The 12341-nt window shown below is 61.7% G+C and carries 8 protein-coding genes; 2 read left to right on the plus strand and 6 right to left on the minus strand.

The annotated features are described in order from the left end of the window. Positions 1 to 63: 63 nt before the first annotated feature. Together CKW39_RS13640 and CKW39_RS13645 are read right to left on the minus strand one after the other, a co-directional pair. Entirely contained in the window at positions 64 to 1113 is a 1050-nt protein-coding gene (locus CKW39_RS13640) for a glycosyltransferase family 4 protein (RefSeq protein ID WP_095798678.1), read from the minus strand. Then, entirely contained in the window at positions 1110 to 2429 is a 1320-nt protein-coding gene (locus CKW39_RS13645; RefSeq protein WP_143470013.1) for a hypothetical protein, read from the minus strand. Before CKW39_RS13645 ends, CKW39_RS13640 begins: the two co-directional genes overlap by 4 nt. A 659-nt stretch (positions 2430 to 3088) precedes the next feature. On the opposite strand from CKW39_RS13645, the gene CKW39_RS15485 reads away from it, so the two are divergent. After that, complete coding sequence (locus CKW39_RS15485; protein WP_216823183.1) at positions 3089 to 3592, plus strand: YveK family protein; 504 nt, start codon at positions 3089 to 3091, stop codon at positions 3590 to 3592. Positions 3593 to 3687: 95 nt separating this feature from the next. On the opposite strand, the gene CKW39_RS13655 is transcribed toward CKW39_RS15485, so the two are convergent. From CKW39_RS13655 to CKW39_RS13675, 4 genes are all read right to left on the minus strand, one after another. Further along, positions 3688 to 4812 carry a phenylacetate--CoA ligase family protein gene (locus tag CKW39_RS13655; protein WP_254049432.1) on the minus strand — a complete coding sequence of 375 codons (1125 nt, stop codon included), beginning with the start codon at positions 4810 to 4812 and terminating at the stop codon, positions 3688 to 3690. Between the two features lie 455 nt (positions 4813 to 5267). After that, a complete protein-coding gene (locus CKW39_RS13660; RefSeq protein ID WP_095798682.1) occupies positions 5268 to 6662 on the minus strand; it encodes a phenylacetate--CoA ligase family protein in 1395 nt (464 codons plus the stop codon). Positions 6663 to 7913: 1251 nt separating this feature from the next. Further along, positions 7914 to 9668 (minus strand): ABC-ATPase domain-containing protein, encoded by a 1755-nt coding sequence (locus tag CKW39_RS13670; protein WP_095798684.1) that lies wholly within the window; start codon positions 9666 to 9668, stop codon positions 7914 to 7916. A 27-nt stretch (positions 9669 to 9695) separates the two neighbouring features. Further along, positions 9696 to 10919, minus strand: coding sequence for an MFS transporter (locus CKW39_RS13675; protein WP_095798685.1), 1224 nt, complete (start codon positions 10917 to 10919; stop codon positions 9696 to 9698). Between the two features lie 177 nt (positions 10920 to 11096). On the opposite strand from CKW39_RS13675, the gene CKW39_RS13680 reads away from it, so the two are divergent. Next, positions 11097 to 12185, plus strand: a complete 1089-nt coding sequence (locus CKW39_RS13680; RefSeq protein WP_095798686.1) for a hypothetical protein — start codon at positions 11097 to 11099, stop codon at positions 12183 to 12185. Positions 12186 to 12341: the final 156 nt, after the last annotated feature.

Here is a 12341-nt window from a genome sequence, read left to right on the forward strand (position 1 = left end):
CCTTGTGAAGCCATACTTTGTGCCCGTCCCCCCGAACTGACACAAGGCTTCTATTCGGTTTTATTACCCTGTCCTGGCCTGTCGATATACGTCTTCGAGTCGACTTCGGTAGTGGACAATGTCGTATTGCTCTTGCCACCGCGCCCGCGCGGCCTGGGCCACGGCCACTCTCCGAGGGGTGTCCGCCAGGAGTATTTCCATGGCGTTCGCCAATTCCCGTGGGGCCCCAACGGGCACGATCCATCCGGAGTCACCGTCGGTGATGACGTCCGAGACGGACCCCACATCTGTAACAACCGGGGCCAAGCCCCACGCCATGCCGTCCAGAAGCGAGAGCGGTAGATTTTCCATGTGGCTGGCCAGCACCAAGATGCTGGCGTGGGCAAGTTCCTTCTTCAACCGCTCACCATCGAGCCAGCCCGTGGTGGTCACGTCCGGCGTTGTTTCCAGCAACCGGGTGATGCAACCATCGGGATCGTGCAGGTCCCCCGCCAGGACCAGTCGGGTCCGTATGTGGTCCGGCAATGAACCCCACGCCTGCAGAAGTTCAACGATTCCCTTGGCCCGGGTGACCTTCCCCGTGAAGAGGACGGTGGGAGTGGAACTCGGATTCGGTAACGCGGCGGGACCGGGAACGGCATTGGGAATGATATGCAGCTTCTGCGCCGAGACCCCCAGTTCCTCGCTCACGAACTGGCGCCACAACTCGCCGAGTACCATCACGGAACTCGCGGATCGGAACATGGATCGAACGGCCACGGTCATGACCTTGTTGAGATTCTTGAGAAATTCGGCGTAACCGCCGCCGTGTAAATGCAGCACGTAAGGGCGCCGTCTGACGCGCAGCAGACCCGTCAACACGAGTTTTCGCCACGTACTACCCTTCGAGGCCAAGTTCACGTGATAGACAGTGCCGTCCGGAACCGGAGCCCAGCAGGCCAACATGGCCCGCCCGAACGCACAGAGGCGTCGAGCACGGGGTCCAGGTGCGCCGCCGGACTCGACGAACGCAAGACTCGAATGATCGGATTCGGTACGCGCCAAGTGCCCCATCATCACTCCGATGCCACCCGCGGTGCCGGGGCCTGGACCTAAGACAATTACCCGGGTCATCGGCTTTTCTCCACTCGGTGGCGGCCACGAACGTTTCGGAAAACCGGCTCGGCCAGTAGTGCGTCGCCACCCGGCAGATCGGAAGTAGTCATCGGTGGCTCCTCTGTTCTGCGAGCGGGGGTCGTGTCAACCGCGTAAAGTGCTGCCGCAATACCCGCGGCACCGAAAACGAGTCCGAACATCGGGGGCCCGGTAAAAACCGGGGCAACGGCGGACTCGATCAGCATTTGCCCCATCCAAGCCACGGCAACGGTCCCGATCCATTGCATGTACGGCTGACTCGACTGCCGCATGAGTTTCCAGCCCGGGTAAACGGCCATGATGAGACCTGCGAAATAAAGCAAGAGGCCAAAGAAGCCGGTCTCGGCGAGGATCGACGGCCAGAACGTGTCCGCCAGGAAACCCCCTCGTTCGCCCGGCCCCATGCCGTAGATCCGTGTGTATCCCAGTTCTTCATAGACGGGGCTGTAATTGGACGAGGCCACCGCCGACCCGAACCGCCCCAATCCCACACCCAATGGAAAGGCCGCGGCGGCCAGAATCGCAGAATCGATCGTCATGGTCGTTCTGGCGGTCGAGTCAATGTTGGTGAAGTACTCGTTGTACGTGTTAGTCACCACTTCTGTCAGCGGCGCCCACCCCAGCAAGAGCGCCAGTGGCAAGAGCATGACCAGGAGAATCACGAACCGGGTGAGTTTTCCCGGCAGGGCCAGACGTGTTCCGATGGCCACCACCAGGACCGAGACGATGGACTTTCTGCGGAAGGTCAGGATTCCCACCGCGCCCGCAGCAATCATGAGCACCAACGACACCATGGATCGCTCGACAATCCGTCGATAGGACAAGATCGCGAGAAAAGCCATGCCCATGACGGACGCGAGGCCCACCGGATGATCAAAGATCCCGGTCAGGCTGGGGATGCCCAGCCGATAACTCACTTCCTGTCGGCCCACTACGGAATTCCAGGCCTCGGGAGCCACGGCGTTGAGTAGGGCGGAGACGAGAATGACCAGCACACCAATGGTTCCGAATCGCGCGATCCTGGGCAGGTCGGCACGGTGCCAATCAATCTGCAGGATGCCTAGCATCAGAAGGGGGCCCTTCAAAAACAAGAAACCACTCACCGCCCATACGCTCAGCGGAACCGAATTCAGGAGAGCCGAAATGATTCCGAGGGCGGCGTAAGCAGCAAAGCACCAGTATGCGGTCATGAACCTCAAGGCTCCGTGGATCAGGAGTCGCCGCACGGGAAAGACCACCGCGGCAACCAAGACCGCCAATTCATCCACGTACCCGACAAGTGAGCTACCGCTCATGGTTTGCAGGGTCTGTGCAATCACGGTGGCGCTCAGCAAGACGGCAGTCCCCGCCTTGGGCCAAAGCCCCAGGGCTACGCAGCACAATGCGCCCACTGCGATAGCTATTACCGCGGCCACAGCCATCAGCACGATGACCGTCCACGGCTCAGAGCCCAGAACATGCTCGTCTCCCCCCGAAGTTCTTCTGTGTCACGCTCACGCGTGTCCACCAGTCGCAGAACCGCGATTCCCCCGAATGCGGCCACCAGAATGGTGAAATCTGCTGAGTGTAGCTAGACACTACAGTAACCACGAAGTGTGTTCTTTCGGAACGGAACACCGCTCTTCTGAGGTCTCCCCTAGTCAGCGACTTTCCCTTTTTTGACCCACACCCGTAATGTTCGCGGGTAAAGATAATGTGTTTACCATGGAACACGTCTGTGCACCTTGGGGAAGGTGCACATGTTCGACGCAAAACCCGCGGATCACACCCCGCGGGAGGGCTGAGGGGGGGAATCAAACTCGCGATGAGTCAAGAGACGACCAGACAGAGACGACCGTATGAACGCGGCGAAGTCAGTACGGGTCAATTCGGTAGAGCACTCCGCAGACTGTGGTGGATCCCGCTCATCACGCTACTGCTAGGGGCGGCCTTGGGCTGGGCGGCGTCCACGGTCATGGGCACTACGTACACATCAACGGCTTCGGGAGTGGTGGTTGCCAACGGAGGTTCCGATTCCACCGAGGCATTGGCCGGTGAAAACTTGTCCAAGTCCAAGGCCGTGACCTTCGGCAGCATCTCCGGCACCAGTTCGACCGCATCGGCGGTCATCGAGGAGCTGGACCTGGAGCAGACCCCTGAGGCCCTGCTTCAGAACGTGACCACAACGGTGCCTCTGGACACTTCAGAGGTACGTGTTTCGGCAACTGCGGAGTCACCGGAACAAGCGCAAGAACTGGCGGACGCCTGGGTCAAGGTTCTAGGGACCAATGTCGGTGAACTCGGTGACAACACGGACGCGCCCGGTACCGCAGTGGAGCTTGCCCCAGTGGGCCAGGCGTCACTTCCTCAGGACCCGTCGTCCACCGACCCGATGGTTCTGACAGCGGCAGGTGGATTGATCGGTATGCTTCTCGGCCTTTTCGTGGTCATTGCACAGGCTCAATACCGACGCCGCTGAAGCTCCAATAATTGATTTACGAGGTCAGGGGTCGATCTACCAAGAGAGGCCCCTGACCTGAGGCTCTGACACGGCCACGTCGAGCACGAACCCCGCTATGCCCATGTGGACGGAGCATTCGGAATGCGCTGATCCAGCATGACTTCCTTGCCGCTGGCGGACGGCTCGAACCGGTCGATGACTTCCAATTCCAGTTCCACGTGATGCTCGCCGCGCAGTGCCATTTCACGGAAGAACTCGGCAATGTCGGACTCGCTGGCGGAGGGTGAAGGTTGGACCTGCAGCACAGCCCTGCCGGGAACATCCTGTCGGAGCTTGAACCGGCGGATCAACGGGAATTCGTTTCCGTCAAAGCCGTAAGACGTGAGCGAGAACAATTTTCCATCCGCTCGGACTAATCCTTCCCGCCCTCGCCGGGAGAGAATGTCCTTGAACACCACGGACCCGTTGGGTTCCCGGCGTATAAACTCTGCCGAATCACCCGTGTCGTAGCGCACAAGCGGCATGCCTCGACCGTCCAAGCTTGTCGTCACCACACGACCGCGTTCACCGATCCCCACCGGGTCGCCCTTCGGGTCCAGCAGCTCCACATACCCGTACAGCGGGTAGGTGTGATAGTTGTGCTCCCGATCCATTCGTGCGAACGCCGTCTTTTCACTGAGGCCATAGAAGACCAAAATGACAGCATTCGGGAAAACGCGCCGGAGTATGTCCTCCTGTGCAACGGTGAACTGTTCAGAAACCGGGAACAGTCCACGGATTTCATGTCTCCATGATGTGTCGAAATCTGATTCGTCGAGCAATTGCGCCAGATATAGCAATGATGACGCATAACCGTGTAAGAAATGGATTTTTCGTTTCGCGATAAGGTCCCAGAACATGCGAATTGATTCTGGTTGCACAGCCTGAAGACGGACCAATAATTCTCTGACGCTGGGCATCAGAATATACGAACGGCCCCGGGACAGCGTTTGACCTCTGAAGAAGGCACGCCACTGCCCGAGTTCGTAACCGGAATCCGACCATGTATCCACGACATACGCCCACTCCCTGGCCCCACGGTTGCGGTCCAGGAAGAATCGCACCGGCTCACCCGAAGTCCCTGATGTACCTGAGATCTCGACCTGGGACTCATCCACCACGAGCATGTCCCTGTGGTGATCAGTAACTTCTCGCCTGGTCAGGATAGGGAGGGCCTGCAGCGCTTCGTGGGCTGTCATCTCTCCCCGAGCCACCCGTTCGAGTCCGCGATAGGCGGGCCTCTCGGAGTAATAAGGGGCTTGCCATGCGGCAGTCAACGTCTCACCGAGTCGCTTGGCGACTTTCTGACTCGACCACCACGGCACAGTACGCGCTTTTTGGATATCTCTGCGGGTGCTTTCGTAAACTGGGCCGTAAAGCATTTTGGGTGGAAGTAACCTTGCCGGGGCAGCCAGGAGCTCCCTTTGCTCGACCGGAAGATGGCCCACATATTCACGGATCGATACCACCGCTGCTCCCCCTCTTGCGCATTTAACTTGAATCACAATACCTTGACCGCCCAGACTCCGGAGAACTGCTGGAACTGGACCCTGCCCGATTTTGCGAACGAAAACCGCCCGCCCCCATGGCGGCCTCACTCGTCAAATCACTCGACGCGGGTGAAAACCTATCGCTACCTAGATCACGCGAACGCTTACGCCCACGCCGTCGGCGCATTGGGAATCCGCTGATCCAGAAGCGTGAACTTTCCGTTCATCGTGGCCGGTAGTTCGTCGACCAGCTCGAAGTCCAGCTCCACCTGATTCTCCGTGCGACGAATCATGAGCTGACGGAACTGCTCCAGATCTTCCTCGGTAGCCTTCTGGGACGGCTGCACGAGCAGTACCGCCTTACCTGGGGTGTCCTGGCGGATCTTGAACCGGTGGACGCATTCGAACTCGTGGCCGTGCACGTTGAACGGAGTGGTCGAGAAGGTTTGACCATCAGCCTTGATCAAGCCCTCACGGCCTCTTCGAGCCAGGACATTCTTGAACAGGGGTGTGCCCACCTCGTCATGGCCAATCAGTTCCGCCGAGTCGCCCGTGTCGTACCGGACCAGCGGCATGCCCCGCCCGTCCAACGTGGTGGTGACGATGCGCCCACGCTCGCCCACATCCACCGTGGTGCCGTCCTCGTTCAGCAGTTCCACGTGCCCATAGAGCGGATACGGGTGGTAGACGAAATCGTCATCGAGCCACGCAAAGACGGACTTTTCGCTCAAACCGTAGAACACGGCCTGTTTCGCGTTCGGGAAGAGTCGCTGCAGGACGTCACGCTGTTCCGGACCATACTGCTCGGAGACCGGCATTACACCTCGGATCTTGAAGCGCCACGACGTATCGAAATCGGCGTCCTCAAGCAGCCTGGCCAGGTACATGAACGTGGACGGGTAACCGTGCAAGTACTTAATGCCCCGCTTCTCGATGAGCTCCCAGTATTCTCGGACGGTCTCCGGACTAATGGTCTGAATCCGGATCACGATCTCACCGGTGCTGTTCATCACGAAGTACGGCCGATGTTGCGGTAAGTCCAACCCACGGAAGAACACGCGCCATTGGCCCAGCTGGTATCCGGTGCTCGACCAGGAATCCACCACGTAGGCCCATTCCCGCGCACCGCGATTGCGGTCCAGCAGGAAGAATATGGGGTCGCCCGACGTACCCGAACTCGCAGACAGCTCCACGGTCTTTTCCGGAGCCGCGAGCATGTCGCGGTAGTGCTCGGACAGGTCCTCGCGGGTGAGGATCGGCAGCTCTGACAACGCGTCCCGCGGGCTCACGTCCCCCGATGTCACGCGATCCAGCACGTCATAGTGCCCGCCCCGCGTGTAATACGGTGCCTCACGCGCCGTGCGGAACGTTTCGGTCAACCGCTCGTCCACGGTGTCCAGTACCCACGACAGCGTTGTGCGCCCCTTCTCGATCTCGCGGATCGTTCGTTGGTAGATCGGCCCGTAACGACTCTTGACCGGCAGCAACCGCGCTGGTGCAGCTAGAAGCTCGCGCTTGTCAGGTGACAAATGAGCCACGAATTCGCGGATCGAAACCATGAATACCCCTCCCCATGTCACGGCGCAACCGTGTTTCTCCCCCCGGATCACAGGGTTGCGCACACGCACCAGTCTCCCCTTAAGTGAGCGTCAGGTCACGCCGACTGAACGAAATGTTTCCCCTTTGTGACTTTTGAGTCACTTCTGTCCGAGCCTCATATGATCAGGCTCGGACGGCTTACTCCGCGCTGACTAGAGGTAATGCCCGATAAGGAGCTGACGGGGCCTGAGGAAACGTGAAGCTGCGTATTTTTCACTTCGCGGCCATTCTTACTCCAGCTGCAGCACGAACTCCGCTCCACGGCCGTTGCATGAAAAATTGCATTTCATGGTCTCGGTTCGCGATCACGTTCCATTGCGAAATCCTCAATGCCTTGAAAGAGCAATCCAATGTCTTTCCGACCTTGCCCATAGTCCACGAGTGTCGTTGCGAGCCGGGGATCGCAAGTGGCCGTAATTTCCGTTCGGTCAGGACTTAGCGATGTGTACTTCAAGTGGGTTGTCATGCCCCACGTTTTGAAGTTCATGCGTCCACGGATTTCGGCATGCTCGCTGGTCAATTCGACGACGGAGAATCTGGGGTGATTCCCGACGACTCGCTCAATGGCGACTGGAACCTCATCGATGGGCAGACTCACCACAAGCCGACCTTCAGATCTGGCGGAACGGGACGATATTTCGTAGGAATCCCCGGACTCAGAACGCTTCCGCCGGGCAGCGATGAATATCAGAACAGCAGCCACCGATGGGATGGCGACCCAGCTGAAGGTCACCCACGGCGACACCTCCGTCCACACCGCTATCGGGGTGAGAAAGCACACCAAGACAGCAAGCCAGACGATCAGAAAGATCCAGCCCGTTCGAGGATTGGATCGCTGACGAGTGTCCAATGACAACCTCCGAGATTCCGTGGAATAGGGCAGACGACAGGAAAAGAGCCTATTCGTCTGTCTTTCGTTCCTCTCCTTGCACGGCGAACATGCCCAATACGCCACTGGCTGCCATGATGCAGCCAACAACTGCTCCGGCTGGCGTCCATGTCACGACTGCGTACACAGTTCCGACGAGCACCAGCAGGAGGAAAATTCCGTATCTAACCTTCTTCACGATCGACCCCTTTGTTGACCGAGATACCCCCGAATAAGCCCTAAGGCCCAGCCAGTTCGACTGGACCGCGTCGCGGACGCTCATATTCCTCCACGGGGGTCCGCCAGGCAATACCCGGAAGAAAAGTGGGGACAACGGCAGAAGTTACCGCCGCTGCCGGTGATAGGCGGCGTGCACTTCTTGTCGACGCGGCAACGCGAGGTGCCCGGGGTGTCCTCGATGATGAGCGAGCACGTCCAAACCGTCTTGCTCCACTCGAGTCATGAGGCGATCCACGATCTCGTTCAGACTCTGATGTCCGTCCGCCTCGCGGTCGATCTGGTCCAACAACCGTGCGATGGCCTCGGTCTGAGACGCATCGACGAGCTGCGACAGTGCGGCTATATCCACGTCTTCCCGGCCCCGCTGGATGGTGCCCAGGCCTCGCCCACGGGCCGGTTTCTCGCGGAACCCACCGTGGTCGCCACCGCGGCGATTCCGGTCACGCGAGCCGCCCGCTTGGGTGCCGCGAGCGCCGTCGTTCTTCGACGACGCCGCCGCCGGGACGTGCTCGCGCAACTCACCGAAACTGCCGGTGGGTTTTGTCTGCTCCCCCGACGGGAATTCGGCAGACACCTGACGAGCTCGGTCGGTGACGTCCGAGGCTCGATAGGCGTCCATCGCAATGACCAGATCCGCGACGTCCAGGAACGCCCCGGAACCGCCCGTCACGAGCACCGTGGACACGCCCTTGTCCCGATACAGCGACTGCACCCTGTCGACGAACGGCGTGATGGGCTCCCGCTCGCCGGATACCAAAGCGCGCATGCGCTGATCGCGGACCATGAGGTTGGTGGCGCACGTGTCCTCGTCCATGAGCAACGCCTTTGCGCCGGATTCGACGGCCTCCGTGATCGAAGCGGCCTGGGATGTAGAACCCGACGCATTCGTGGTGCCGAACCGCCGCGTATCCGCGCCGGTGGGGAGATTGTTGATGAACGGGGAAACGTCCGTATCGGTGACCGCGCGCCCGTCCTCCGCACGCACGGCCATTGCGTCCGCCCTGGTGATCACCAGCTCGCGGCCGTCGCCGGGCACGTGGTCGTACACCCCGCGCTCGAGGGCTTGCAGCAGCGTGGACTTGCCGTGATAGCCGCCGCCCACGATCACGGTGACGCCTTCTGGAATGCCCATGCCGGAAACCTCCGTGCCATCACCGAGCGAGAGGGTGACCTGCAAATTCTCAGGTGGCTCGAACGGCACGGCATGAGTGGTGAGCGGCTCGTCACGGTGCCCGGACGCGCGCGGGAGCACGGCGCCGTCGGCGATGAAAGCCACCAGACCGCGCGGGGCGAGCTGCGAGCGCACGTGCTCGGCATTCAGATAGGTGCGCACGTGGAGTTCGACCGCCGCGGCGTCCAGGTTGCGGAAGATCAGAGAGCGGTCGACGACGCTCGGCAGCACCTCGGTGAGCAACCGTTCTGCGGCGCGCCCCTTGATGCGGCGGCCCGCAGCGGGAAGGGCGATTTCGCAGCGCACCTCGACGGCGTCGTCGTCGATGAGAACCGACGAGCGCTGCAGGATCTCCTGACCCACACGAACCATGAAAATCCCACCGGAGCCCTTGCCGCCGTCTGGGCTGAGCACGCGGGCGGCTCGGCCGAAAGCGCGCGTGAGGAAGTCACCCGCGGCAATGCGCTTGGCCGCCGAATCAACGAGATGCTCCGGGATGCCCGCGACCTCCCGCGGCACGCGGAGCCGCACCATGGACGGCGGCGCGTAAGGATCCGACTGCACGCGATCGATCAGCAGATCGAAATCACCGACGCGCCAGTCGCCCTTGAGCTGTTTGTACGCGCCGTAGCTGTTGCCGTCCAGTCGCTTGAGGACGTGTGCGAGGTCAGTGCGTGGGGTGCCCATGCCTCCATGGGACCACACTCGGCCAAGTCATTCCGAACGCTTTTGCAGCCTGCTCAGGATGATCGCGACCACCACGCTGGCTACGTACGTGACGCCCACAGCGATCCAGCCCGCGGTAAAGCCCCCGGTGAGGTCCACAAGCTGCCCCACGATCAGCGGTCCCGCGCCGAACCCCAGGTACATGCCCGTGGCCACCAGGCCCGACGCCGCTCCCACCTTGGCTGCCGGGGCGGCGGCCACCGTGCCGGAATTGATGATCACGTTGGCGGCCAGCGGGAGGGCCGCGTGGAACGCGATGCCCAGCCACATCAACCAGCCCTGCTGAAATGCCTCGGCTGCGATCAAGAACGCCAGTCCGACCACGCCGCCCAGGCTCATGATTTGGATGAGTACGGACGGGCGCGCCATGCGGCCGGCCACGCGGCCCCACCCGATGCGGCTCAGGATGCCCAGCACACCGATCACGCCGATGATCATTCCCGCCACCGTCAACGGGAAGTCCAGCGCGCGCACGGCGAACAGCGACGAGTAGACGGTGACGCCCTGGGTTCCCACGGCGTTGAGGAAAGCGACGAGGGAGAACAACCAGACCGCCGTCGGCAATTTTTCGCGACCGGGCGCCGCCGGTTTGGCGGGGGCGGGCGGAAGGGGACGGGCGGCGATGTCGCGCTCGACCTTGGTAATGATCAGCCACGCGATCACCAACGCGGGAACGCAGGCCGCCGCCCCGATCAGCGCGGAGGTCTGCCAGCCGAAAGCCGCGCCCAGGAACGGAAACGTGAGCCCCGAGATCAGCAGCCCCATCTGCACGCCGGACTGCTTCCAACCCATCCAGCGGCCGCGTTGAGTGAAGCTCGTGCGTTGGGCGATCAGGCGGTTAGTGGCGGGATTTGAAAAGGACTGCGCAACACCGGCAATCAGCGCGGCGGCCAGCAACACCACAAAGGACTGCCACATCGCGCTCACCAGGAACGCCACCACGATGCCCGAGAAGATCAACGCGATCTGGAAGCGCGGGGCGAGCTTGTCCGCGAGCACCCCGAGGAACGTAGCCGTGACGCCGGCGGAAATGTAGACAGCCGCCAGGATGAACCCGTACTGACCTTCGGTGATGCCGTACTCGTCCACGATCAGCGCGCTCAACGAGCCCAACGCGTAATTGAACACCGGCCCAATGGCCATGGCCCCCATCAACACGACCAGCAGCACTCCCGGCGCGCGGTTCGAGGCATCAGATGTGGGACGTGTCACCCACAGCACATTAGCGGGCCTAACTGATTCACGACAGGGGTGGTCCGGAGTGCGAGACGGCGCGGTGGATCGGTGACGGGTTCAGCGGCCCGCAGAGTCACGGTCTGGTCCGCCCGCTACTGCACGGCGCGGGCATCCTCACGTAGGCTCGTAGAACGGACTACGGAGGCGATCAACATGAGTGAAGAGCTTGACCCGGACCTTGCCCGCGCCTTGAGCGAGCCCGCCCGGCTCGTGCGTGCGGACCCAGCATTGCTGGAGGTTGTGCGTGATGCTGGAGCACCGGCTCAACGACAACTGCTCACGCAGAGTTCCGAAGCATCTTCGCCCGAAGACCGCTATGCGTCCGCCGCCATGCTTGCCGCACTGTTCAATGACCGCGGCCCCCTTGATCAGGCCGCCCGCGGGTATGGTTCCACTCCTCCGCGCGAACTCGTGGCACTGTCCGAGGTGGAGGCCCTGCGCCCCGCGCTCAAGAAGTCACTGTCCAGTCCGGTGCTGACCGGCTTGCTGGAGTGGGCTACCAAGCCCGACCCCGCCGATCCCCCGCTCGAACTCGCCATGGCCGCTCGTGACCTGGAACTTCAGGATTCGACTGTGCTCCGTTCCGTGGCCAGCCGCGCGGAGCAGGTCGCGCAGCAGACCACCAAGCGCAATCAGCGCGGCCCGCTCGAACGGGTGACCGAGGTGCTGCGGCAGGCAGCCGACCGTGGCAACGAAACGGGCGGAGCGACGTCGGCGGCGGTGAATGAGCCAGCCTCGAGGCCCTCGCCCCAGGACCCCGTGAACTCGTCGAGTGGCTCGGGCCCGGCCGTGACCACGAGCGGTATCCCGGAATCGGAGCTGGTTGACGATAACGAGCCGGACCCGTTCGCCAACGACACCTCGCCGAAGAACCCTGGCAGCACCGAGTACCCCGGCACCGGCGTGCCCGTGCGCGATTCGATTAACGGCCCGCGCCCGGACACCCACGACCAGCCCAAGCGGGACAAGATTTTTGACGCGGACCGCTTCTGGCCCATGGGCCCCCGTAAGACCGACGACGCCGCTGGCGAACCTCTCGCGGATCAGCCACCCGTGAAACCGGGACCGCCGCGCCAACCGTCGACGTCAGAGCTGTACTACGGGGTGGGCAGTGACCGCTATGCGAACCGGGACCCCAACAGCCAGGAAACCCGGGACAGCGACAAGCACGTGCTGCGCAACTGGGGCATCGTGTTCCTGGTGATCATCGCGATCATCTTTGTGCTGACGCTGGTGCTGTAGCGACATCAGGCCCGCATAAACATGTGAGTCCGTAAAAGTGCCTCTCGAGTTGTCGAAACGGCAGTTTTACGGACTCACATGTTTTGGCCACGAACTGAGACCGCCCCAAGCCACCCGGAACGGGTCAAACTGGCTTGAAACGGTCTCAGATCTAAC

The sequence above is a fragment of the Kocuria sp. WRN011 genome (assembly GCF_002295155.1).
In the GTDB taxonomy this organism is placed as follows: domain Bacteria; phylum Actinomycetota; class Actinomycetes; order Actinomycetales; family Micrococcaceae; genus Kocuria; species Kocuria carniphila.